Origin of the sequence: Prevotella sp. S7-1-8 (assembly GCF_000758925.1) — a bacterium.
Lineage (GTDB): Bacteria > Bacteroidota > Bacteroidia > Bacteroidales > Bacteroidaceae > Prevotella.
In genome coordinates, this window is the sequence record NZ_JRNC01000033.1 from 13,657 (window position 1) to 39,125 (window position 25,469).

A 25,469-nucleotide genomic window follows, 5' to 3' on the forward strand; every position below is an offset into this window, starting at 1 on the left:
ACCAAATAGATTGTAATTTTGCCGGTGAGATGAGAATTATTTTGTCCTTGTTCCTGCTCTTGGCCATGTCTACGGCAAGCCTCGCCCAGACAGACAGGCCTGGTCATGTCAACCCGGAAGATCGCGAGGTCGACATGGACAATCCCACTTTTGTGCCTATGATAAGAGTGGGAAAGGTGAAGGTTGGCGGCGACTCCATTCAATACATGGAGATGAATGACATCTGGGTTTTTGCCGAGCCTATATTCAAGGACGCGCGTCAGCGTGCCGCTTACAATCGTTTGGTTTACAACGTGAAAAAGGTGTTGCCCATTGCCAAGGAGGTAAAGCGTATCATTATAGAGACGGGTGATTATCTCGAGACGTTGCCTAACAAGAAAGCTCGGGACGAGCACATGAAGCTTGTGGAGCGCAGCATTAAGAAAGAATATACGCCACGCATGAAAAAACTGACCTACAGCCAAGGCAAACTTCTCATCAGGCTTGTCTACCGCGAGTGCAACAGCTCGAGTTATGAACTCATCAACGGATTTCTCGGACCAATCAGAGCGGGATTTTATCAAGCTTTCGCATGGGTGTTTGGCGCAAGCTTGAAAAAGCGATACGATCCCAATGGCGTGGACCGGCTAACGGAGCGCATAGTGTTGCAGGTGGAGGCGGGGCAGTTGTAGTTCACGATTCACAATACTTAAATTTGGGATTTACAAAATGTCGCGCGCTAAAATGTTTTGACAAAGCATAAAACGGGTGACGGCGTGTCTCGCCAAGCATATTTTTTTTTATCCATACTCTCCCATTTGCCTGTGCAATTCCAAATCCTTGTTCCAAATTTATGACAAAATATGCTTTTTTTTAAAATACTATGGCAATCAAGACTTTTATATTAGATTTTTTACTAAATTTGCAAAACGAATAAAATTTATAAAAAAAAATAATATAATTACATATCGCGGATTATTCATCATTAATAAAAATTGCTTAGTATGAAAAAGTTTATTTTAGCCGCTGCAGTGGCATTGTTTAGTGTTGTCGCTAACGCGCAAGAGGGTAAGTTTGCCGTAGGCGCACAGGTGTTGTATCCCACAGACGTGAAAAGTCTTGGTGTGGGAGCAAAAGCTTCTTACGGTTTCACCGACGCTATTCAAGGCCAAGTCTCGTTCAACTATTTCTTAAAGAAAAATTACACCACCGTATGGGATGTGAACGCCGACGCTCACTATCTTTTCAACATTGGCAACAACGTCAAGATATATCCCTTGGCAGGTCTTACCTACATGAGTGTAAGCATTGACAACAACAGTTTGACAAAAGAACTTGCTGGCGCAATATCTGACATCACAGGACAAGACGTTGGCAAATCGCTCCCCCAAGTAGGCTCAACAACCGATGGAAAGTTTGGCGTGAACCTTGGCGGTGGCATCCAATACGCTCTCACCGAATCACTGCTGCTCAACGCCGAAGCCAAGTTCCAAATTGTCAGCAACTACAATCAAGCCGTGCTCTCAGCTGGCATCGCTTACGCTTTCTAAAGACTCGTGTTTACGATCCATCATAACGAAATCCCGAACCATCTGCGTTCGGGATTTTTTTGTTGCGCACTTTTGATACCAAACGGCCTCGCGAGCATTTGCGCAAGCGCGCGATAAAGGCACCAGGCGCGTGCCTCGCTTCAAATATCGCGCCAAACACATGGAGCGTTGGCATAGACAAACCAAACTTGTCCCTCCAAAATCGCGAATACGGCAACCTGCATGAAACAAGCGACAAACGTCTTTCCTGCAAGTGAACAACAGATAAAGCTGTGCTTGTAAGAACTTGACGGAAACCTCAATGGCGCACCGTCTGCGACACGTGCCACTATGGAAACGGCTCAAAATAAATATTGAAAATATCTGACAAGGCATCGCTCATATCTCGCCTATTCGCAACCAACAGAGCCATCGCGCGCAAATACGCGAAATATGAGCTTTTTAACAACACGCTGACAATCATGGATTTAGTATCTTTTTGCCTCTTTCCCTTAAAATAATTCTCTTTAAGGGCTTGCGTTCAGTACTTATTCATCATGCGATTAAAGTCTAATCCTGACGCATCCGCAACCTAAACGCGCGGCCTATACGGCCTAATCGCGCCGCCAATGGATAGCAATGGTAAAAAACAAGTTTGAAAATCGCGCCGCAAAAGAGAAAAAACGCAAGTGCGCCCTCTTTTTCCCCTGTGGAACAACCGGCGCGCAAGGCGTTTTTTTGTGACTTTTATTAGACAATCATATCCCTAAAAAACAAATGCCAACCAGTTGGAAATCTACGCTCCCAAGCGGTTGGCATGCAATGTCACAGCCTAAACACGATGACATGTTCACATCAAACGTGAATTGAAAATTGTGAGTGGTGAAATGAAATTACATCATCAACGGCACTAAATATTTGGCCATGCAATAGCCGCCTCCTATCAACCACACATAGAGCATTGCCGCAAGCAGGAATGGTTTGAAGCCTGCCTTCTTGAATTTCTCAAAACTTGTCTCCGCGCCCAATGCCGTCATGGCCATTGTTAGCAGGAAAGTGTCTAACGTGTTAATCATGTCTACCACACACGTAGGCAGCAAATTCAGGGAGTTGAACGCTATCACCACCAAGAACAGCACCGCGAACCATGGTATGTTTATTTTGCTTTTCCCTTGGCTTTCTCCGCGTTTGGCCACGTCTTTGGCCACGAAAAAAGCGATGACCAAAAGCACGGGCACAAGCATCATCACACGAATCATCTTGACGATGATGGCCGAGTCGCTCACGTCGGCCCCCATAGCGTTGCCGGCTCCGACAACGTGCGCCACCTCGTGAACTGTCGCGCCGGTGAAGATGCCCATTTGGCCAGGGTCTAAATCAAAGATGCCCGCACGGTAAAGCACGGGGTAGAGAAACATTGACAGCGTGCCAAAGATTACTACCGTGGCCACCGCCACGGCTGTTTTATAGGGTTTGGGCTTGATGGCTCCGTCCACGCCCATGACGGCCGCGGCTCCGCAAATGGCGCTGCCCGATGCCGTGAGCAAGGCGATGCTGCGGTCCATCTTTAAGATTTTGCCCAAAGCGATGCCTATAAGAATGGTGCTCACCACGATGATGGCGTCTATCACGATGGCCGGAATGCCCACGGCCATGACATCTTGGAAGGAAAGTTTGAAACCGTACAAGATAATGCCGAAACGCAAAATACGTTTCGAGCTGAACACTATACCTGGCACCCATGTGTCTGGCAGGTTGTTGCGAAGGCTGTTCGCGTATACCATGCCGAGGATAATGCCCACCACCATGGGGCTCAACGACAAGGCTTTGACCCAGCCCATCTCGCCAATGTAAAATGCGGCACACGCGAATAGTGCCATCAGTAGCACGCCATGAAGCATGCTGCCTCTTTCTTCTGATAATTTCATTGTATCTTTTTTATATAAAAACCGCATGCAAAAGTAGTGAAAAACAGATAAATTGGGGGACAATAATAGAAGAATTTTTTAATGCGTTTACGATAATGGCAATTTGGAAATCAAGTGGAAAAAGCGTTAAATACACATAAAATAGTTGAATATTAAGTGTTTGTATACAATGTTTCGTTCTGTTGCGCTGACACATGAAGATAGTCTTCCTTAAAGGAAAAAAATGGCGCGACGCAACTTTGCAACTGGGTTGCAACAGTTCTTTTATAACTTTGCCATGAGTACAATCGCATGCATGTGTGATGCGAGCCATAAGATATAAAATTTCAAGACCATGAATAAAAAATTATTAAGACTGATCGCCTCGGCAATTCTGCTTTTGGCGGCTTATCTGTTGACGGAGAACGTGCAGATGCCAATGGTCGCACGGTTGGCTATTTATTTGGTGCCTTACCTGCTCGTGGGCGGTGGCGTGCTGCTTGAGGCCGTGGAGGGCATTATGGATGGGGACCCGTTTGACGAGAATTTTCTCATGTCGGTGGCCACCATCGGCGCTTTGTGCATAGGCTTCTTGCCAGGCGCGGAGCCTCAGTTTGTCGAGGCGGTGTTCGTGATGCTCTTTTTTCAAGTGGGCGAACTGTTCGAGGACTACGCTGAAGATAAAAGTCGCGACTCCATCGCGAGTTTGATGGACATTCGCCCCGACACGGCCACGGTGGTGCGCGAGGGGGAGACTATCGCCATGAAACCCAATGACGTGCGCGTGGGCGAGATTGTATTGGTAAGGCCTGGAGAGAAAATACCATTGGACGGCGTGGTGGTGGACGGCACGTCAAGCCTCAACACTGTGGCGCTCACGGGCGAGAGCGCGCCACGTGACGTGAGCGTGGGCGACACGGCGCTGTCTGGCTGCGTCAACCTGTCGGGCTTGCTCAAGGTCAAGGTAAGCAAGCCCTACGAGGAGTCGACGGCGGCGAGGATTATCCGTCTGGTGGAGGATTCGTCCGCCAACAAGTCGAGAAGCGAGACTTTTATAACGCGCTTCGCGCGCGTGTACACGCCCATCGTGGTGTTCTTGGCATTGGCCATCGCCATCGTGCCACCTTTCTTTGCCAATGGCTACAGCGAGGCTTTCCCCACTTGGCTCTACCGGGCGTTGACGTTCTTGGTGGTGAGCTGCCCGTGTGCGCTGGTCATATCGGTGCCACTGACGTTTTTCGCCGGTATCGGCGGCGCCTCCGCCAAGGGCATCCTGATCAAGGGCGGTGGCTACATGGACACGCTCTCCAAGACCAAGACCGTGGTATTCGACAAGACGGGCACGCTGACCAAGGGTGTGTTTGCCGTGGACGCCGTGCACCCAGGGTTCCTGAATGATACAGAGCTGTTACATTTGGCGGCCCATGTGGAGCGCCATTCCACGCACCCCATCGCCGCCGCGCTGCGCGAGGCCTATCCCAACGAGCGCGACAACTGCTCCATAGAGATGGTGGAGGAGATGGCGGGACATGGCGCGAGAGCCGTGGTAAATGGAAAAAAAGTGTGCGTGGGAAACGAAAAAATGATGGCGGAGGTTGGAGTGAAGCCCACTCATTGCGACAAATGCGAGTCGATGGTGGGCACGGTAGTGCATGTGGCGGTGGATGGAAAATACGCCGGGCACATAGTCATCTCTGACCAGATAAAAAGCGATGCCATGGAGGCTGTCGACCAATTGAGGAAGATCGGCGTGAGCAAGACCGTGATGCTGACGGGAGACCGTGAGGAAGTGGGACGCTTCGTGGCCGGCAAGACGGGCGTGGACGAGGCGTATTGCGGCCTTCTTCCTGACGACAAGGTGGCTCACGTAAAACGGATGTTGAACGCAGGAACATCTCGGGAGCGCGTCGCTTTTGTAGGAGATGGCATCAATGACGCGCCGGCCTTGGCGCTCGCCGACGTGGGCGTGGCAATGGGTGCGCTCGGAAGCGACGCGGCGATAGAGGCGGCAGACGTGGTGCTCATGGACGACAAGCCGTCAAAGTTGGCGCAAGCCATTCGTATAGCAAGGCATACCATTGGCATAGCGCGGCAAAACGCGTGGTTTGCCATTGGCGTAAAGGTATTGATATTGGCGTTGGTAGCCATCGGATTGTTGGGCACTTGGGCCATGCCCGTGGCCGTGTTTGGCGACGTGGGCGTAATGGTGCTGGCCGTGCTCAATGCCATGAGGGCCTTGCGGGCATAAGGATTGCGCCGAACAAGCGAAGCCATGGGATTGGCTATGGCAACTTTCGTCGCGGCGCAAGCCAACGTAGTGTAAAAAACTTCTCTAAACGAACCAATACGCGCGGATATATAAAGGCATATTGGTTCGCTTATTTTTTGCGTATAATGGTTAGTCCATCTCGTATGGGCAGGATCGTGACCTCCACCCGACTGTCCTGTATCACATAATCGTTGAAGTGGCAGACGCCTTGTGTTTGCTGGTCTTTAGAATAGGCATTGTCCACTACATGCCCATCCCACAAGGTGTTGTCGGCCAGCATAATGGCACCTTTTGACATAATAGGTAGCAGCTTGTCGTAAGCCTCTACATAATGGCGTTTGTCCCCATCTACAAAAACCATGTCGAAAAGCACTCCTAAGCGTGGAGCCTCCACAAGGGCGTCGCCAATGCGGAAATCGATGAAACGCGCCACTGAGGAGCCTTCAATCCAAGGGCGGGTGAAATCTTCCATCTCATCGTTTATCTCAAAAGTGAAAAGCTTGGGCGCGCCACCGTTGTCGCCCCGCGCGCCCATGGCAGGCGCTATCTCGCTCAATCCCTCGGCCATGCAAATGGCTGAATAACCCGAGAAGGTACCCACCTCGAGGACATAGCGTGGCCTTTGCATCATCACCAACATCTTGAGCAGTCGACCTTGCAGGTGGCCGCTGGCCATTCTGCCGTGGATAGTGTGAATGTTAGTGGCTCGATAGAGGCGGTACAGGTAGTCGCCCTCCGGCTCAATATGGTTGAGAATATATTTTTCTAACTCAATATCCATCATTCAAAATCATTTTTTTTGCAAGCGTCGCGCTCTTCGTCTCGTGGCATGTGCCCACGGTCTCGACAGCGCGACGCAATGTCTCGCGGCGCGGCCAATTGGAATTGGAAATCGTGGGTCATGGGTTGAGAAGCGCCTCTATGGCCAAACGGTAAGAGTCGAGCCCGAAGCCGCATATCACGCCCTTGCAACCGGCCGCTATCACGGACCGATGTCGAAACTCCTCACGTTGGTGCACGTTGGAAATGTGTACCTCGACAACGGGCGTCTTGATGGAGCGAATGCAATCCAGCAAAGCCACTGACGTGTGCGTGTACGCCCCGGCGTTGAGCGCTACGCCATCGTAGCTGAAGCCCACTTCCTGCAATTTGTCAATGAGGCATCCCTCGATATTGCTCTGGCAATACTCGATGGCTACCGCGGGATATTGAGCGCGCAGCTTGGGCAGATAGTCGTCAAACGAGGTTGAGCCATAAACGCCTGGCTCGCGAATACCCAAAAGGTTGAGGTTGGGACCGTTCATTATCAATATCTTCTTCATTTTCCTTGGACGTTTGGTCGTTTTAACGTAAATTTGCAAGTAAAGATTTGCGGAGCTTTATTAATAAATAATGTGTAAATTGGTTGGGCGTGGTCTATGCGATGCAAAGATAACGCAAAACAAAGACTATGCAAAGCATTCTAATAAATAATTCTTGGAAAGTCGGCCAAAGTGCCGTTCATGACATGGAGAAATCAGAATTTTCGAATATCATCAAACGCTACACGCGTTATCTGAAACTGCAACGCAGCTACTCGGAAAACACCATCGAGGCCTATCTGCGAGACCTTGCCCATCTGTCATTTTTCCTTTCAAGACTCAATATAGCTCCGTTGGAGGTGAAATTGGAAGATTTGCAGACCTTCGCTGCGTCTTTGCACGACCATAACATCGGTGCGAAGTCACAGGCCCGCATACTTAGCGGAGTGCGGTCTTTCTACCGTTTCCTTGTCATGGACGGCTATTTGGAGGTGGACCCTACCGAACTGTTGGAGTCGCCACACTTGCCCAAGCACCTGCCAGAGTATCTGACCACCGACGAGGTGGACGCTTTGGAAGACGGAATAGACCTCTCCACCAACGAGGGACACCGCAACAGGGCTATTGTCGAGACACTGTTCTCGTGCGGGCTGCGCGTGTCGGAGCTCACCGGATTGAAACTCTCAGATCTCTATTTGGAAGATAAATACATACGCGTGTTGGGCAAGGGTGACAAGGAGCGGTTGGTGCCTATCTCCGATAAAGCTATCCACGAGCTGGAACTGTGGTTTGACGACCGTCGGCAAATGTCCATCAAGCCCGGCGAGGAAGATTACGTCTTTCTCAATAGGAGAGGTCATCACCTCACCCGCACCATGATCTTGATTATGATTAAACGACAAGCGGAGGCGGCGGGCATTAAAAAAAACATATCGCCGCACACACTCCGGCACTCGTTTGCCACCGCATTGCTGCGCGGAGGGGCGGACTTGCGTATCATACAAGCGCTGTTGGGGCACGCCGATATCGGCACCACCGAGATTTACACACATCTTGACGATTCGATCCTGCGGCGGGAGATACTCGAGCATCACCCACGCAACATCAAATACGAAACCGAGAAGCACAACTGACGCGCATGGCATGGAAACGACGGAAAAGAAGAGCGAAAGCTATTGTTTGCGCTTGGGCTGACATCGTCTGTATGCGCGCACACCTATTTATAATAAACACATGGCGCACTGTTTCATAACTTTAACGATGATAATCATTGTTAAATGCTCCAAATAAACTATCTTTGTGGAAATATTATACGAATCATTTAATTATAAATCAACGCTTATATGAAAATCAAGAACATTGTCATCGCATTGCTGCTGCTTGTTACGGCAGGCGCCAACGCGCAAGTTCCAGGCATGCAACTCCCCGTGGACAAGAATGTCAGAATGGGTAAACTCGACAACGGATTGACTTATTTTATCCGTTACAACAACTGGCCGGAGCACAGGGCCAACTTCTATATAGCCCAAAAGGTGGGTTCCATACAGGAAGAGGAAAGCCAGCGAGGATTGGCTCACTTCTTGGAGCACATGGCTTTTAACGGGTCTGACCATTTCAAAGGCAACAACCTCATTGAATGGTGCCGCTCTAAAGGCATCGAGTTTGGCGGCGACCTGAACGCATATACCAGCATAGACCAAACGGTGTACAATATTGACAACGTGCCCACGAAGCAACCAAGCACCATCGACTCTTGCTTGCTCATCCTGCGCGACTGGTCTTGTGGGTTGTCGTTGGAGCAAGATGAGATAGACAAGGAGCGCGGCGTGATACACGAGGAATGGCGCCTGCGCACGTCGGCCAACAGCCGCATGCTGGAGCGCAACTTGCCCAAACTATATCCCGGGTCCAAGTACGGGCTGCGCTTCCCTATCGGGCTGATGTCCGTGGTGGACAACTTCAAGCGCCAAGAGCTCGTGGACTATTATCACAAATGGTATCACCCTTTGAACCAAGGTATAATCGTGGTGGGAGACGTGGACGTGGACCGTGTGGAAGCGGAGATTAAACGGCTATTCGGAAGTATCAAAGTGCCACAAAACCCAATGCCCATCGTAGACGAGAAAGTTCCCGATAACGACAAGCCTATTGTCATCATCGACAAAGATAAGGAATTTAGAAGCAGTGTCATTGAGTTGATGATCAAGCACGACGTGTTCCCAGACAGCATGAAGCAAAGCGTCGATTACATGATGTGGAACTATGTCAAGAGCGCGGCGTTTGGCATGCTTAACAGCCGCTTCGTAGAGGCCTCGCAAAAGGCCGACTGCCCCTTCGTGAGCGCGAGCGCGGACGACGACACTTATATTTTATCCAAAACAAAAGACGCGTTTGGCCTGAGCGTATCGCCCAAGGATATCAGCCAGTGCGCCGCCTCGCTCAGAGAGGCTTTCAAAGTGGTGAGACAAGCCGCTAAATTCGGTTTCACTCCCACAGAGTACAAACGTTTCCAAACAGACATGTTAAGTTCGCTCGACAAGGAATATTCTAATAAAGACAAACGCTATAACAGCCAATTTTACGGCAAAATATTGGGATACTTCCTTAACAACGAGCCTATGCCAGGTATCGATTTCAAGTATCAGACCATGAAAAAGGTCATTCCGGCCATACCATTGGAGGTGGTCAACCACGTGCTGCCAGAGCTAGTGACTGAAAACGACAGCAACTTGGTCATCTTGAACTTTAACAATGAAAAGGCAGGCAATGTCTATCCTACCGAGGCCCAGCTACTCGGCGCCGTGCACGAAGCTCGCAAAGCCAAGCTTGAGGCTTACGTGGACAACGTGAAAGACGAGCCTCTTATGACCACGTTGCCTAAACCGGGAAAGATTGTCAAGGAAGAGAAGAGCAAATTGTTCGATTATGATATTGTCAAGCTCAACAATGGCGTGACAGTGCTGTTGAAGAAGACTGACTACAAGAAAGACCAAGTTGTCATGCACGGCGTGGGTGGCGGCGGACAGTCGTTGTACGGAAAAGCCGATTTCGCCAACATGAAAGCATTCGACGAGGTGATTGACATTTGCGGATTGGGCAACTTCTCCAACACCCAGCTCACCAAGGCCTTGGCCGGAAAAATAGCCAATGCGTCGCTCTCCATGGGCAACCGCCGCACTGTCATCAACGGCAACTCCACGCCCAAGGATGTGGAAACGATGCTGCAATTGACACACCTCTATTTCACTAACATCAAGAAAGATCAAGACGCTTACAACAAACTCATCCAGCAATACAAAGTGGCGTTGAAAAACAGGGAGCTCTCTCCGGAGACCGCTTTCGGCGACTCCGTCACAGCCGCTATATATAATCGCGGATGGCGCGAGGCTCCTTTCTTGGCCAAAGACATCAAGGACGTGAGCTACGACCGCATACTCGCCATGGCCAAGGAGCGCACAGCCAACGCCAACGGATGGATATTCGAGATCGTAGGAAACTTTGACGAGTCCACCATTCGCCCCCTCATCTGCCAATACCTTGGCTCACTGCCATCTAATGGCAAGAACGAAGCCAGCCCACGCGTTTCAATACCGACGACCAAGAGCGTGGACAACACGTTCCATCGCAAAATGGAAACACCCAAGGCCAATTCCTTGGTGATATGGTTCAACCACAAGATGCCTTACTCTTTGGACAACGCCATCAAGGCCGACGTGGCCGGACAGGTGCTCTCCATGGTGTATCTCAAGAAGATTAGAGAGGAGGCAAGCGCCGCCTATACATGTGGCGCGCAAGGCGAGTTGACCGTGGCGGACGACGGATACCATATCGGACAAATCTTGGCCTACTGCCCCATGAAACCCGAGAAAAAAGACGAGGCGCTTAGAATCATCAATGAGGAGATAAACAACTTGGCCAAATCGTGCGACGCCGATATGCTCGCCAAGACCAAAGAGCTCATGCTCAAGCAGGTGGACGACAACGCGAAGACCAACGCTTATTGGAGCGATCTCGTCATGGACAACTATATGATGAACCTTGACGAACATACCAATTACAAGCGTATAGTACAGGCTCTCACCCCAGAGAGTATCTCCACGTTTATAAAAGAATATCTTAAAGATGCCAACAAAGTGAGCGTCGTGATGCTCCCGCAAGAATAAAAGAGCGCCATGCCAATAACCGGCACTGTTTAACAATGGTGCCGAACAACTTAAATCCCCGTTTTTCCGCATTGGCAAAACGGGGATTTGGCATGTCCTAAAAGCTGTCATGCGGCAAAAACTATCGCCTTTTTCTTTGCCCATACTCATTTTCTTCGTAACTTTGCACCATCAAGTAAGCGGCCGGCTGCATACGGTCGCGCTTCCCCTCAGAATATAAATCAACATTGTATGGGCACGGCATGCAGGCTGACCACGTTTTAATCATTGTATTTATGTCATATTTATTTTCATCAGAATCAGTGTCTGAGGGGCATCCAGACAAGGTTTCGGACCAAATATCAGATGCCATTCTCGACCAGTTTTTAGCCTACGACGACACGGCGCATTGCGCTGTCGAGACTTTCGTCACCACTGGACAGGTGGTCATTATGGGAGAGGTGCGCTCGGAAGCTTACATCGATCTTCAGACCGTGGCACGCCGAGCCATCAAGCGTATAGGCTACAGCAAGGGAGAATACCAATTTGACTACAACTCCTGCGGCATCCTGACGGCCATCCACGAGCAGAGCGACGACATAGACCGCGGTGTCTCGCGCGAGGAAGAAGACCAACAAGGAGCCGGCGACCAAGGTATGATGTTCGGCTATGCCTGCAACGAGACCGACAACTACATGCCCGCCACGCTCGACCTTGCGCATCTCATTATGCGGACGTTGGCGCAAATTCGCAAGGAGGGCAAGCAGATGACCTACCTGCGCCCCGACTCCAAGAGCCAGGTAACCATAGAGTACGGCGACAACAACGAGCCTTTGCGTATTCGTACCATCGTTGTATCCACGCAGCACGATCCATTCGTAGAGCCAGAGAACGACACCCGGGAGGCGCAGCTCAAGGCCGACGAGGCCATGCTGTCAAAAATTCGCGAAGACGTCATCAATGTACTCATGCCACGCGTAAAAGCTGAGGCGGGAGACAAAATGCGCAAGCTCTTCAATGGCGACATAGAATATTTGGTCAATCCAACAGGAAAATTTGTTATCGGTGGCCCCCACGGAGACACCGGCCTTACGGGTCGAAAGATTATCGTCGACACTTACGGCGGTCGCGGAGCGCATGGTGGTGGCGCCTTCTCGGGCAAAGACTCGAGCAAGGTGGACCGTAGCGCCGCCTACGCGGCGCGGCACATTGCCAAGAACATGGTGGCTGCGGGCGTGGCCGACGAGATGTTGGTGCAGCTGGCCTACGCTATCGGCGTGGCTGAGCCGGTGAGCGTTTATGTCAACACTTACGGCCGCGGACATGTCGGCATTTCCGACGCCGACATAGCCAAAAAAATACAACAGCTTTTCGACTTGCGGCCAAAAGCCATTGAGCGTGAGCTCAAACTGCGCCAACCCATGTATTTCGAGACAGCCGCCTACGGACATGTAGGCCGTCGAAACGAGGTCGTGAAAAAGACTTTTGACAGTCTTTACCACAAGACAAAAACCATCGACGTGGAACTCTTCACATGGGAGAAGCTCGACCAGATAGACCGAATCAGGCAAGCTTTCAACCTTTAAGGCTCGCCTAATCTCATGCTATCCGCAATAGTATCATAGGTTGCCGCCTCGCGGCAACCATCTTTTTTCAATATCCATGACCCAACAAGATACGCTCTCCACAGCACAAACCGCCCCGCGGGAAACGGCAAGCCAAGTTCCCGCGCACGCTCATGGTGGCTACCACACCCCCTGGGAGATTATCAGTTGGCTTCCAAGCACGGCCACTCCATGGCAACAAGACTCTGCCATTAGGGCACATTACCAATATCAGAGGATTGATTGGGCCAAGCGTCCCAACCCCATGCGCACGCCACGGACACGCGCCGACGCCGTATCGGGCTTCTCGTTGCGCAGGCCCATGTACCACGACAAGTCGCTCGTGCAGCCAGACTCCATCTATCGCCCGGAGTATGCGGTGTATCATCAGGGTGTCTCTGGCGACCCCGTGCCTTACAATATTGCCAATGACAACCTCATCACGTCCATCCTGTTGGGGAGCTTCATTTTAACGGCAGTGTCCATAGCCGAGTCCGGACATTTCATACAGCGCCAGTTCAAGAACTTCTTCCGCGTCCAACGAGAGGGCACCACTGTTATCACCGAGACCGGCAGCGAATGGCGCTTTCAACTGTTTCTCGTTCTGCAAGCATGCTTGCTGCTTGCCCTTGTCTTTTTTTTCTATACCAAGACATTGGGCAATGGCGTATCAACATTGCCCAATTATCTTGTCATAGGCATCTACACAGGTATTATCGCCACCTATTTCATCGTGAAAAACCTGCTTTACACACTGACGGGATGGGTCTTTTTTGATAAGAAAAAAAATGAACAATGGACCAAGTCGCACCTCTTCCTTATAGCCTTTGAGGGCATAGCGCTTTTCCCTATTGTCATGCTCTTGGCTTATTTCAATTTTTCTATAGAAAGCACGGTCGTTTACACCATTTTTGTTATCGTATTGGCCAAAGTGCTGTCATTGTATAAGATCTTTAATATCTTTTTCAAAAGAAACGCCGATATTGTGCAAAGTTTTTTGTACTTTTGTGCCCTTGAAATCATGCCACTTGGCATACTATGGGCAGTACTTGTGTTCATGAATTATTATTTAAAAGTAAATTTTTAATATAAAAGATGATAAAGAAGATCATGGTGTCGCAGCCTAAGCCTGCGAATAAGAAATCTCCTTATTATGAACTCGAAAAAAAACACGACATACAATTTGTGTTTCGCCCTTTTATCAGAGTCGAGGGACTTTCTGCCAAGGAGTTTCGCCAGCAAAAAGTGAGCATTCTTTCGCACACGGCTGTAGTCTTCACATCGCGCCATGCCATAGACAATTTTTTCAATCTTGCCAAGGAGCTTCGCATCACCATCCCCGAGGATATGAGATATTTCTGTGTGACAGAGACCATTTCGCTTTATATCCAGAAATATGTACAGTACCGCAAGCGCAAGGTTTTCTTTGGCGCCACCGGCAAGATAGACGATCTTATCCCCGCCATGGTGAAGCACAAGACCGAGAAATACTTAGTCCCTCTGAGCAGTGTGCACAACGACGATGTCAAAACGCTGCTCGATTCTAAGGGCCTCGAGCACACCGAGTGCGTGATGTACCGCACCGTAAGCGATGCGTTCACGCAAGAAGAGGTGGACAATTTTGATTGTGACATGCTCATATTCTCCACTCCCACGGGGGTGGACTATCTCACCAAGTCGTTTCCCAACGTCAAGCAGGGCAAGCTCAAGTTAGGCGCTTTTGGTCCCGCTACAGCCAAAGCCATTGAAAAAGCCGGTCTCAAACCGTCATTGGTGGCGGGCACCAAGGAGTATCCATCGATGATTAGCGCGTTGTCAGATTTCCTGGACAAAGAAAACAAAAAGTAGTTGCCCGTTTCAATGCCAGCATTACCCTCCACACTTCGCAAGGAGGAACGTATATATAGCAAGAAGACTATAGACGCCCTCTTCCAGGGAGGCAAGAGCCAGTCCATGCTGGCTTTCCCCCTTAGGGTGATTTACATGCCCCTGCCAAACGATTTCGGCCGGCAACCGCGCCGCGACAAGGAGGAGACCATGAGCGTCAAGGCCAAATTCCTGGTCAGCGTGCCCAAGCGATGTTTTAAACGCGCCGTGAAGCGCAACAGGGTGAAACGGCAAGTGCGCGAGGCTTACCGCAAAAACAAAGCCATCGTCGCTCGCCACAATGTGGCCATGGCTTTTATATGGCTGTCAGACAGTCTTTATAACAGTAACCGCGTGGAGGCCACTGTCATCAACCTTTTAAATCGAGTCAACGAGCGTCTATCGGGGGAGGAAGCCCTATGAAAGACGCCGCTCAAAAGATGCTTCGCGCCATTGGGCGTGTTTTGGCTTGGCTATTGGTTCAGCCCATAGTCTTCTATCAAAAGTTCATCACGCCCTATACACCACCATCGTGCCGCTTCACGCCTACATGCTCAGAGTACGCCCGACAGGCTCTTCTCAAGCATGGACCTATCAAAGGGCTGGCGCTGGCGATATGGAGAATACTTAGATGCAACCCTTGGGGTGGAAGTGGGTACGACCCCGTCCCGTAAGTCGTCCAACAGACATCCCAACATTTTCAATACATCCGGCCAAATCATTGTATCGGCCGGAGATAACCCAAACAACAAGAACAACGCATATGAAAAACTTTGTCGAAGAACTGAAATGGCGCGGCATGTTGGCCCAAATCATGCCAGGTACCGAGGAATACCTCATGGAGAACATGGTATCGGCCTATTTGGGCACTGACCCCACGGCCGACTCGCTCCATATCGGCCACCTTTGCGGCATCATGATGCTACGCCACTTGCAACGCTGCGGCCACAAACCCTACCTGCTGGTGGGAGGAGCCACGGGAATGATAGGAGACCCATCTGGCAAAAGCCAAGAGCGAAACCTGCTCGACTCGGAAACGCTCTACCACAACCAAGAGGCCATCAAGAGGCAGTGCGCCAAGTTTTTGGATTTTGACGGCCGTGAGCCCAACAAGGCAGAGTTGGTGAACAACTACGACTGGATGAAGGATTTCACTTTTCTCGACTTCGCCCGCACCGTGGGAAAACATATCACCGTAAACTACATGATGGCCAAGGAGAGTGTGCAGCAACGCCTCAACGGTACGGCTCGCGACGGCTTGAGCTTCACCGAGTTTACCTATCAGTTACTTCAAGGTTACGATTTTTTGCATCTGTACCAGCACAATGGCGTGCGGCTTCAGCTTGGCGGCAATGACCAATGGGGCAACATGACCACCGGCACGGAGCTTATACGCCGCACGCTTGGCAACGAATCCCAAGCCTACGCCCTGACCTGCCCGCTCATCACTAAGGCCGACGGCAAAAAGTTTGGCAAGACAGAGAGCGGCAACGTATGGTTGGACCGCGACCGCACCACGCCCTACACCTTTTACCAGTTCTGGCTTAACGTGTCGGACCAAGACGCCGAGCGCTACATCAAGATATTCACGGACCTTGACCGGCAAACCATCGCCGACCTCGCCGCGGAGCACGCCCAAGACCCTGGCCGCCGCTCGTTGCAACGCCGACTGGCCGAGGAGGTCACCACTATGGTGCACTCCAAGGAAGACCTCGACATAGCCATTGCCGCCTCGAACATACTTTTCGGCAAAGCCACCAAGGACGAGCTCGCGCGGCTTGACGAGGCAACGCTCAACGACGTGTTCAAGGATGTACCTCATTACGACGTCGACAAGTCGCAACTTGGCGCCAAGGCTATAGACCTGTTTTGTGCCGACGGCATGAGCATCTTTCCCAGCAAGGGAGAGATGCGCAAACTTGTAAAGGGTGGTGGCGTGAGCCTCAACAAGGAGAAACTCACCGCTTTTGACCGCCCTGTCACCACAGACGACCTTATAGACGGCAAGTATCTCTTGGTGCAGCGCGGCAAGAAAAACTATTATCTCATCACCGTGAAGTAGTCCATACACATTTGAGATACCAGAAACGATGTCCCGCAAGGCTTTTCGCCGATGCGGGATGTCGTTTTTTTATGGTTGCCCGAACTGCCCCCAAAGCCACGGTGGCTGCCATCTCATTCACTCCCCAAGTATCGTCACCTCTCATTTTTTATCAAAAAATAATCACAAATAAAGTGATACTAAAATTCATCATTCCGCACAAAAAAAATGTATTGTCGGGCATAAAACACACGATCGCTCACCCTTTTTTACATGCACGAAACGCCATTGGCGCCTTTTCAAGCTACGTTTAAGGCGTATACGCGCGCCGTTTGCGCGCTATCCGCGCTGCGTGTAGGGCCTAATCATGACGTGAATAGTGCCCAATGGCGAGCATTTTAGAAAACTTATTTTTAAAAATAATATATTTTCTTTATTATTATATTGCATTTCAATACTTTGCAGAAAACCCTCATTTTCCTCGTTTTTGTGCGCAACCATTCGTTCGCTTGCGAATAAGCGAAAGATTAGAGGGTGTTTGTCTTGTATTTTCAAGCACATTTAAATTTAACGTTTACCGTTTTTCGTGTCATTGTGCCTGTATCGTACCCCCGTTCTCGGGCAAGGCTCAATGGCTCCTCGGGTATGGCATGCCGGTATGGTCCGAGCCGGCGGGCAAGATTGCTCGGCGCCATTCACTCCATGATACGGACGTGGCGAATGGTTGCCAAACATGCGCCATTATGAAGATTTATAAGCGTGGCAAGAAAAGATTTTGATTAAAAATTTGGTCATAGACCAAAAAAACACTATCTTTGCACCGCTGAAGTAGACAGCGCTATCTATGCGATTGTCCTATGGTGTAATGGTAGCACTAGAGTTTTTGGTTCTCTCAGTCGTGGTTCGAATCCGCGTAGGACAACTCACAAGCCGCAACAAGCGTCAACGCTTATTGCGGCTTTTTGCTTGTAAGCCTCTGTATGGGCATAGATGCGCTTGTAATCATGGCATATTTTATAAGGTTCTCGCCAAACATTCCGACCTCGTTACAATGCCATATAAATCATGATTCCCCCTTCAATATTACAAAAATTACAAATATTTCATTTTGATATAATTTATTATCACGAATAGTTTGCGTAAATGAGAAATAAAAACTATTTTTGCAATATAACATTATGAAAATTTAAACACTATGGCAAAAAGAAACGACATTTACAAGAATACCAAAACCGGTAGTATGGTTGAGGTGATGGCTGCTGGCGAGCTAAACCTTGATGGTGACTGGAAAGCAATGACCGAAAACACTGTAGACGCAGCCAAAGAGAAGCATGTGCCTGTTATCGAGGCTATCGAAGGTGGTTATCGTGTAACGGTGGGCTCGGTGGAGCATCCCATGACTGAGGAACACTATATACAGTGGATAGAGCTGATGACAGAAACTGAGGTGTTGCGCAAATATCTCACCCCCAACGACAAACCTGTGGCCGAGTTTAAGACAGACGCTAAAAAGGTTTGCGCGCGTGAGTATTGCAACCTGCATGGCGTGTGGAAAGCCGATCTTTAAGCCACTTGCAAAACACGGTGGTATAATGTTTACACCATAAGCCGCTCGAGCCGCATAGCCCTGAGCGGTTTTTTTATGTGTCATATACGTGAGACAGGAGTGAAAGATTTTGATAATTAACATTCATTAATCATAACAATCGCATGCTGAAAGAAAGTTTTACAATATAAATAGTCTTTATCATAAATAAATCGTTAACTTTGCAAAGTGACGAAGGCAAACACTTTGTGATAACAAACTATAATCTTCGCTATGCGGCAAAACTCGCTGACACGAAGCGCTATGATACTAAAAGACTATGCCAAGACTCTCTGATAAAACTACTTTCTGCCCAAAACGAGATGAACATGGTGTACTCGATATACCACCGCATGATTGTTTGAGACGCTGTATCCATGGGATATCCGCTGCCATTAGATCGTATTGACACGCTGAAAACCGGTCGTTTCGCGCGCTTGGGGGAAATGGGCGCGCTCAACGCGGGGCCCGAGGCCGAATGGAGCGCGCACGGCGTGGCGGACGTGCGCCACTATACGTTCGTTTAGCCAAAGGGCGAGGAGAGCGTCGACTATGGCGACAAAGAATTTTTCGGGATAACAAACTTGAGATTACAATTTGTAAAACTATATTAATCCCCTTAATAAATAATAAAAATGGACAACTTAAACATTTTCTCACTGAAAGGCAAGAACGCTTGGATCACGGGCGCTTCTTATGGTATTGGTTTCAACATCGCCAAGGCTTTCGCGGCCGCTGGCATTGACCACATTATCTTTAACGACATTAACCAAGACCTCGTGGATCGAGGCATGGCCTCATACAAAGAGGCAGGCATAGCCAACGTGACCGGTTATGTGTGCGACGTGACCAAGGAAAACGACGTGAAGGCACTCGTGGAGCGCATTCACAAGGAGGTAGGCAACATAGACATTCTGGTGAACAACGCCGGAATTATCAAGCGTATACCCATGCACGAGATGAAGCGCGAGGAGTTTCAGCAAGTGATAGACATAGACTTGGTGGGCCCATTCATTGTCTCTTCTGCCGTGCTGCCAGAGATGATGGAGCGCAAGGAGGGTAAAATCATCAACATTTGCTCGATGATGAGCGAGCTGGGACGCGAGACGGTGTCGGCTTACGCCGCGGCGAAAGGTGGGTTGAAGATGCTCACGCGCAATATCTGCTCGGAGTATGGCGAGTACAACATACAGTGCAATGGCATAGGCCCGGGCTACATCGCCACACCTCAGACGGCTCCGTTGCGCGAGCGTCAGGCTGATGGCAGCCGTCACCCATTTGACAGTTTCATCTGCGCAAAGACCCCGGCGGGTCGTTGGCTCGACCCATCAGAGCTTGGTGGCCCGGCGGTATTCTTGGCCTCTAAGGCATCTGATGCCGTGAATGGGCACGTGCTCTATGTGGATGGGGGTATCCTGGCCTATATAGGCAAGCAGCCAAAATGACGGGAAAAATCTCGCGACAACCCATAAAAAAAAGGTTTACGCATGGCGTAGACCTTTTTTTATAACTGCAAAATAAATTTACATTATTTGTTTAAAGCGTCTTCAAATTCAGAACCTGCGTTAAACTTGACGACAGTCTTGGCAGCGATTTGAATCTTTTGACCGTTAGCGGGATTGACACCTTGGCGCGCGGGACGCTCTTTGGTGGCAAAAGTGCCAAAACCTACAAGCTGTACTTTTTCTCCGGCTACCAAGGCTTCTTTGATAGCGCATGTTGTGGCGTCAAGGGCTTTTTTTGCGTCCGCGGCGGTCAAGCCAGCAGCATCAGCAATCTTTTTAACTAATTCTGTCTTGTTCATAATATTTGTTTTTAAAATGGATATAATCGAAAGATAATTTGTTAATTACTCGCAAATATAGGCTATTCATTTCACAATCCAAAGAAAAAGGATGGAAAAGTTATACACAAACTAAAAAATTGCCGCAAATAGCTTGCTTTATGATAAACTAACGGAGTTTTTTTGTAATTTTGCATCAATTGCAAACGATTTAGAACGATATTACAAACATATGCTAAAAATACCACCTGTCACCAAGAATTTGCTCATCATTAACGTCTTGGCATTTCTCGGCCTGCTTGTGGCGCAACAAGTATGGGGCTACGACCTGAACTATGCGCTTGGCCTGCACTTCTTCATGGCGTCTGACTTTCATCTCTACCAATTGGTTACCTACATGTTTATGCACGGTGGGTGGGAACACATTATCTTGAACATGTTCATGCTGTGGATGTTTGGTTCGGTGGTGGAGAGAGCGTGGGGAGAGAGTCGTTTCCTTTTTTATTACATTTTGTGCGGTATCGGCGCGGGTGTCATGCAAGAGATAGCACAATTTTTTTATGTGTATTTTATGCTCGACGCGCAGCAGTCGTTGGGCATCGTCGAGTCTTTCTCGGTGATGCGCCAGTTGGGCGACCAGCTCAACAATCTCACCACCGTGGGAGCGTCGGGGGCCATATACGCGCTGTTATTGGCTTTTGGCATGATGTTCCCAAACGAGAGGATGTTCATCATACCCATCCCTGTCCCCATCAAAGCCAAATGGATGGTGATGGGAGCCATAGTCGTGGAACTATTCTCCGCCATGGCTGTGTCCAATTCGAACGTGGCCCATTTGGCTCATTTGGGCGGCATGATATTCGGATTTTTTCTCATTCGCTATTGGCGGAGACATCCTGAAAATTACTATGACAATGGCAATGGCACTTCGTTTTTTGACAATTTGAAGTCTAAGTGGGAACAACGAGGTGGAAATCACTCTTTCGGCAAAGGCTCCCGTTATCATGGCACGGGCAATCCCGACTGGGATTACAACGCTCGCGAACAAGCCGCGCGGGAAGAGATAGACCGTATTCTCGACAAGATAAGGAAAAGTGGGTACGACAGTTTGAGCAAAGAGGAGAAACAGACGCTCTTTGACCAAAGCAAGAAATGATCAAAAAACTGAAAAAATTTACGTTGCAAACTATAGCCGGGGCAAATATTGTCACTGTTATCGTGATGCTCGCCATGGGCTATTCGGATAGGCTCGATCCAGCGTCGTTCCCCATCTTGAGCAAGGGAGGGCTGGCGTTTCCTGTTTTCTTGATGCTCAACTTCGCGTTTCTCGTGTTTTGGATATTTTTTAAAACGAGGTGGGCGATTATCCCATTTGCCGGATTTTTGCTGTGCTACGGACCGATTAGGATATACTGCCCACTCAACATTACGCATACGCCACCCCACGATGCCATCAAGGTGCTGTCTTACAATGTATGGCTATTCGCCGGATGGGAAACCCCGGGAAACAAGCCCAACCCCATACTGGAATATATCAAGGAGCAAGACGCGGATATCGTTTGCCTGCAAGAATCCAATCTTACGGAGATAAACAAAGCCAAGGTTGACTCGGCCCTCAACCCCATCTACCAGTATCGGGACACCGCCATGCACCAAGCGGGCGACTGTATATCAATTTACAGCAAGTTCCCAATCCTGTCAAAGGAGCGTATCATGTACGAATCTAAAGGAAACTTGAGTGTCGCTTTTAAATTGATGGTGAAAGGGGAGGAGGTGTTGGTGGTGAACAATCACCTGGAAACCACGGGGTTGACAGTGGAGGACAAAGACCGATTTAAAACGATGATGAAAGGTGAGATGAAAGTGGATACGGCAGGGATGACATCCAAAACGCTCATCAACAAACTCAGCAAGGCCATGTCCATACGAGCGCGCCAAGCAGAGGCCGTGGCGCGCTACGTGGCCTATCACGGCGACATGCCAGTCATCCTGTGCGGCGATTTTAACGACAGCCCCATCTCGTACGTTCGAAGAACTATCGCCAAGGAACTGACCGACTGCTATGTGGAGGCAGGAAACGGCCCAGGTATCAGCTATCATCACAACGGGTTTTATTTTAGAATAGACTATATCATGTGCTCGGCTCATTTTGAGCCAGTTGTCTGTCGCGTGGACAATAAAATAAAGACATCCGACCATTATCCTATCATTTGCTGGATGAAAAAACGCCATAAACCGTAAAAAATGAATAAATAAGACCTTAACCTTGCTTAAAAAGTCAAAAAAGTAGTATCTTTGCATGTCATCTATGCAAAGTATCTTTATGCGTCATCAAAGTGAAATAATAGAAAATAAATATCAACAATAAAATGCAAAACAAAGGAATTGTAATTGTAACCGCCGTCTTACTGACGCTTGCAAGCATCTTTTATTTGTCTTTCTCGTTCGCCACGAGATACTATGACAAGCAGGCTGCCAAGCTCGGCGACCCCATCGCGCAACAGGATTATAAAGATTCCGTGAAGTATTTGGGAATTTACAGCTATCAGAAGTGTCTCGAAACGCAAATTGGTCTCGGTTTGGACTTGAAAGGAGGAATGAACGTTATCCTCGAGGTTTCCGTACCCGACGTGGTGGACATGCTCGCCGATCACAAGACCGACGCCGCCTACGCCAAGTCCATGAAAGAAGCTCGCCAAAAGCTCGAGACAACGCAAGGTGACTTCATCTCGCTGTTTGTCGACGCCTATCACAAGAATGCCCCCGGGCGTAGATTGGCGGAAGTGTTTGCCACGCAGCAGTTGCAAGGCAAAGTATCGCCCACAAGCACTGATGGCGAGGTGGAGAAAGTGCTGAGATCGGAGGTCGCATCGGCCATCGACAACTCTTTCACGGTGGTGCGCACCCGTATCGACCAGTTTGGCGTGGTGCAGCCCAATATCCAAAAAGTGCAAGGCTCGGAAGGACGCATCATGGTGGAAATGCCAGGCATCAAGGAGCCGGAGCGTATTCGTAAGTTGCTTCAAGGCAGCGCCAATTTGGAGTTTTGGGAGACCTTTAACGCGGCTGAGATAATTCCGTATCTTACGCAATTGGATACACGATTAGCCAATGGAGACAACGCTTCTTCAGACGTGGCGGACTCTGCCAAGGTGGAAAACAAAGGCAATGTGGCCGCAACAACAGCCAAACCTAAGTTTCAACTCAAGAAAAAGAGCAAAAAACAGGATATAAATACTACGCCCGACGCCCAGTTGGAGCAAGCCAAGAAGGTGCATCCACTGCTCGCCATGCTGCAAACGGCAGGTGGACAGAGCCTTAGCGTGGTGGGATACGCAAGCGTTAGGGACACCGCGAATATAAACAAGATTATCTATAGCGAGCTTGCCAAGCAAGTGTTGCCGACCGACTTGAAACTCCTTTGGAGCGCGAAACCAGCCGATGGCATCTCCGCAAAAAACATATTCGAGTTGCACGCCCTCAAGGTTACGACCACCAATGGACGCGCGCCATTGGAGGGCGATGTGGTGACGGAGGCGTCAGACCAGTTTAATCATCTTACCGGCCAACCGGAGGTGAGCATGACAATGAACTCTGAAGGCGCGCGGCGTTGGGCCGAGTTGACCAAGGCCAACGTAGGAAAAGCTATCGCCATTGTGCTTGATGGCGTGGTTTACTCCGCTCCGCGAGTGAACGGAGAAATATCCGGCGGACAATCGTCCATCAGTGGCAACTTCACAGTGGAGGACACCAAAGATTTGGCTAACACCTTGAAGTCGGGACGTATGCCCGCCCCTGCACACATCGTACAGGAAGAAGTGGTTGGGCCTACGCTTGGAGCGCAATCCATACAGCAAGGTGTTATATCATTCATTATAGCCTTCGTGCTGCTCATCATCTACATGCTCGCCATGTATAACGTGATACCTGGCTCAATCGCCGTGGGTGCATTGCTTGTCAATGTCTTTTTCACGCTTGGCATTCTGACGTCTTTTCAAGCCGCGCTCACCATGTCGGGTATCGCCGGTATGGTGCTGTCCCTCGGTACCGCGGTAGACGCCAACGTGCTGATTTACGAACGCATAAAAGAAGAATTGCGTGCCGGCAAGGGCATGAAACAAGCTGTCAGCGCTGGATATAGCAATGCGTTCTCAGCTATTTTCGACTCCAACTTGACATCATTGATAACCGGTGTCATACTCTACGTGTTTGGTACAGGTCCTATCCGCGGCTTCGCCACAACATGGATCATCGGCATTGTATGCTCATTCTTTAGCGCTGTTTATCTCACTCGTCTCGTTTACGAGTACAAACTGAACAAGGACAAGTGGCAGAACCTCAAATTTTGGACTGGCATCTCCAAGAATTTGATGCAAGGTACGGACTTTAAGTTTATGTCAATGTACAAAACCACCTTTACGGTAGCCATCGTTGCCGTGGTGGTATTCTGTGGCAGTTTCTTCGTTCGAGGTCTTGCCAAGAGCATCGACTTTACCGGTGGTCGCAACTATGTCATCGTATTCGAGAAGAACACCCAGCCCGAACAAGTGCGCGATGTGTTGACAAAAACCTTCCCCAAGGCCACTACCAGCGCATTGTCATTGGGTACCGACAATAAGACTATTCGTGTCTCGACCAACTACAAGATAGAGTCCAACAGCCCTACCGTGGACGATGAGACGGAAGAGATGCTCTATAAAGGATTGAAAAACGCGGGATTGGTGACCCAAAAGAATGTCAACGATTTCAAAAATCCTGATATTAGACAGGGAGGTTCCATTATAAGCTCATCCAAGGTAGGACCCTCAGTGGCCAAGGATGTGACGTACGGGGCTATCATCAGTGTGCTCATAGCCTTGATAGCCATATTCCTTTACATACTGCTTCGTTTCCGTAACGTGGCCTTCTCCGTGGGCTCCACCGTGGCATTGGCTATCGACGCCCTCACCGTTATTGGTTTGTTCTCGTTGCTACAAGGCTTGTTGCCATTCTCGCTTGAGGTCGACCAGACTTTCATTGGCGCTGTGCTGACCGTTATCGGCTACTCTATCAATGACAAAGTGGTGGTGTTCGACCGTATCCGAGAAAACCTAAAGCTACATCCCAAGCAGGATATCCAGATTCTGTTCAATGATTCTATCAACCAGACCTTGGCTCGTACAATCAACACCTCGCTATCAACGTTGATCGTGTTGCTCTGTATCTTGTTCCTTGGTGGCAAGAGCATTCAGCCATTTGCCTTTGCTATGTCGTTAGGTGTGGTGTTCGGAACTTTGAGCTCCATCTTCATAGCGTCTCCCATCGCATATCTCGTGATGGGCAAAAAAATACGGAATCGCCTGCAAGGCCAAGAGGCGAACGCGGTGGCGCAGACCGTATAAGCCAATGCTATGATAGTTTAAACGCACTTCTTTCCAAAAAGTGCATCATATCAATAAAAGCCATCTCCCACGTTTTCAAATG

21 protein-coding genes are annotated in these 25,469 nt (G+C 49.4%); 17 read left to right on the forward strand and 4 right to left on the reverse strand.

Annotated features, from left to right (window positions below):
* Positions 1–29 precede the first annotated feature (29 nt).
* Together HMPREF1640_RS05410 and HMPREF1640_RS05415 are read left to right on the forward strand one after the other, a co-directional pair.
* Entirely contained in the window at positions 30–671 is a 642-nt protein-coding gene (locus HMPREF1640_RS05410) for a DUF4294 domain-containing protein (RefSeq protein WP_052051716.1), read from the forward strand.
* A 312-nt stretch (positions 672–983) separates the two neighbouring features.
* Positions 984–1,529 carry an outer membrane protein gene (locus HMPREF1640_RS05415; protein WP_036893045.1) on the forward strand — a complete coding sequence of 182 codons (546 nt, stop codon included), beginning with the start codon at positions 984–986 and terminating at the stop codon, positions 1,527–1,529.
* 872 nt (positions 1,530–2,401) lie between these two features.
* Here the strand turns inward: HMPREF1640_RS05415 and HMPREF1640_RS05425 are convergent.
* Positions 2,402–3,436, reverse strand: coding sequence for a YeiH family protein (locus HMPREF1640_RS05425; RefSeq protein ID WP_036893047.1), 1,035 nt, complete (start codon positions 3,434–3,436; stop codon positions 2,402–2,404).
* A gap of 334 nt (positions 3,437–3,770) precedes the next feature.
* Here HMPREF1640_RS05425 and HMPREF1640_RS05430 point away from each other — a divergent pair, with 334 nt between their 5' ends.
* On the forward strand, positions 3,771–5,663 hold the full coding sequence (locus HMPREF1640_RS05430; protein ID WP_036893048.1) for a heavy metal translocating P-type ATPase: 1,893 nt from the start codon (positions 3,771–3,773) through the stop codon (positions 5,661–5,663).
* Positions 5,664–5,793: 130 nt separating this feature from the next.
* On the opposite strand, the gene HMPREF1640_RS05435 is transcribed toward HMPREF1640_RS05430, so the two are convergent.
* The gene (locus HMPREF1640_RS05435; RefSeq protein ID WP_369699823.1) at positions 5,794–6,465 is read right to left on the reverse strand and encodes an O-methyltransferase; all 672 of its coding nucleotides are present in this window, start codon (positions 6,463–6,465) and stop codon (positions 5,794–5,796) included.
* Positions 6,466–6,583: 118 nt separating this feature from the next.
* A complete protein-coding gene (gene aroQ / locus HMPREF1640_RS05440; RefSeq protein ID WP_036893050.1) occupies positions 6,584–7,006 on the reverse strand; it encodes a type II 3-dehydroquinate dehydratase in 423 nt (140 codons plus the stop codon).
* Positions 7,007–7,191: 185 nt separating this feature from the next.
* On the opposite strand from aroQ, the gene xerA reads away from it, so the two are divergent.
* The 11 genes from xerA to HMPREF1640_RS05500 all read left to right on the forward strand — a co-directional run bounded on the left by xerA (position 7,192) and on the right by HMPREF1640_RS05500 (position 19,668).
* Positions 7,192–8,118 carry a site-specific tyrosine recombinase/integron integrase gene (gene xerA, locus HMPREF1640_RS05445; protein WP_036893051.1) on the forward strand — a complete coding sequence of 309 codons (927 nt, stop codon included), beginning with the start codon at positions 7,192–7,194 and terminating at the stop codon, positions 8,116–8,118.
* A gap of 210 nt (positions 8,119–8,328) precedes the next feature.
* Entirely contained in the window at positions 8,329–11,148 is a 2,820-nt protein-coding gene (locus tag HMPREF1640_RS05450; protein WP_036893053.1) for a pitrilysin family protein, read from the forward strand.
* A gap of 275 nt (positions 11,149–11,423) precedes the next feature.
* Complete coding sequence (gene metK, locus HMPREF1640_RS05455; protein WP_036893054.1) at positions 11,424–12,713, forward strand: methionine adenosyltransferase; 1,290 nt, start codon at positions 11,424–11,426, stop codon at positions 12,711–12,713.
* A 76-nt stretch (positions 12,714–12,789) separates the two neighbouring features.
* A complete protein-coding gene (locus HMPREF1640_RS05460; RefSeq protein ID WP_036893056.1) occupies positions 12,790–13,818 on the forward strand; it encodes a DUF4271 domain-containing protein in 1,029 nt (342 codons plus the stop codon).
* 8 nt (positions 13,819–13,826) lie between these two features.
* Entirely contained in the window at positions 13,827–14,579 is a 753-nt protein-coding gene (locus HMPREF1640_RS05465; protein ID WP_036893057.1) for a uroporphyrinogen-III synthase, read from the forward strand.
* Between the two features lie 12 nt (positions 14,580–14,591).
* The gene (gene rnpA / locus HMPREF1640_RS05470; protein ID WP_036893058.1) at positions 14,592–15,020 is read left to right on the forward strand and encodes a ribonuclease P protein component; all 429 of its coding nucleotides are present in this window, start codon (positions 14,592–14,594) and stop codon (positions 15,018–15,020) included.
* The gene (yidD, locus tag HMPREF1640_RS05475) at positions 15,017–15,271 is read left to right on the forward strand and encodes a membrane protein insertion efficiency factor YidD (protein ID WP_036893060.1); all 255 of its coding nucleotides are present in this window, start codon (positions 15,017–15,019) and stop codon (positions 15,269–15,271) included. Before rnpA ends, yidD begins: the two co-directional genes overlap by 4 nt.
* Before the next feature lie 89 nt (positions 15,272–15,360).
* Complete coding sequence (gene tyrS, locus HMPREF1640_RS05480; protein ID WP_036893143.1) at positions 15,361–16,659, forward strand: tyrosine--tRNA ligase; 1,299 nt, start codon at positions 15,361–15,363, stop codon at positions 16,657–16,659.
* Positions 16,660–17,833: 1,174 nt separating this feature from the next.
* The gene (locus HMPREF1640_RS05495) at positions 17,834–18,205 is read left to right on the forward strand and encodes a desulfoferrodoxin family protein (RefSeq protein ID WP_036893064.1); all 372 of its coding nucleotides are present in this window, start codon (positions 17,834–17,836) and stop codon (positions 18,203–18,205) included.
* 395 nt (positions 18,206–18,600) lie between these two features.
* Complete coding sequence (locus tag HMPREF1640_RS13225) at positions 18,601–18,750, forward strand: hypothetical protein (protein ID WP_156098722.1); 150 nt, start codon at positions 18,601–18,603, stop codon at positions 18,748–18,750.
* 108 nt (positions 18,751–18,858) lie between these two features.
* Positions 18,859–19,668, forward strand: coding sequence for a gluconate 5-dehydrogenase (locus HMPREF1640_RS05500; RefSeq protein ID WP_036893066.1), 810 nt, complete (start codon positions 18,859–18,861; stop codon positions 19,666–19,668).
* 83 nt (positions 19,669–19,751) lie between these two features.
* Here the strand turns inward: HMPREF1640_RS05500 and HMPREF1640_RS05505 are convergent, their stop codons facing one another.
* The gene (locus tag HMPREF1640_RS05505) at positions 19,752–20,027 is read right to left on the reverse strand and encodes an HU family DNA-binding protein (protein ID WP_036893067.1); all 276 of its coding nucleotides are present in this window, start codon (positions 20,025–20,027) and stop codon (positions 19,752–19,754) included.
* Between the two features lie 211 nt (positions 20,028–20,238).
* Between HMPREF1640_RS05505 and HMPREF1640_RS05510 the strand changes: the two genes are divergently transcribed.
* From HMPREF1640_RS05510 to secDF, 3 genes are all read left to right on the forward strand, one after another.
* Positions 20,239–21,162 carry a rhomboid family intramembrane serine protease gene (locus tag HMPREF1640_RS05510; RefSeq protein WP_036893068.1) on the forward strand — a complete coding sequence of 308 codons (924 nt, stop codon included), beginning with the start codon at positions 20,239–20,241 and terminating at the stop codon, positions 21,160–21,162.
* Positions 21,159–22,247 carry an endonuclease/exonuclease/phosphatase family protein gene (locus HMPREF1640_RS05515; RefSeq protein ID WP_036893071.1) on the forward strand — a complete coding sequence of 363 codons (1,089 nt, stop codon included), beginning with the start codon at positions 21,159–21,161 and terminating at the stop codon, positions 22,245–22,247. The genes HMPREF1640_RS05510 and HMPREF1640_RS05515 overlap by 4 nt, the downstream gene beginning before the upstream one ends.
* 128 nt (positions 22,248–22,375) lie before the next feature.
* Positions 22,376–25,387: a protein translocase subunit SecDF gene (gene secDF, locus HMPREF1640_RS05520; RefSeq protein ID WP_036893072.1), complete on the forward strand. Its 3,012-nt coding sequence runs from the start codon at positions 22,376–22,378 to the stop codon at positions 25,385–25,387.
* The last annotated feature ends 82 nt before the right edge of the window (positions 25,388–25,469 follow it).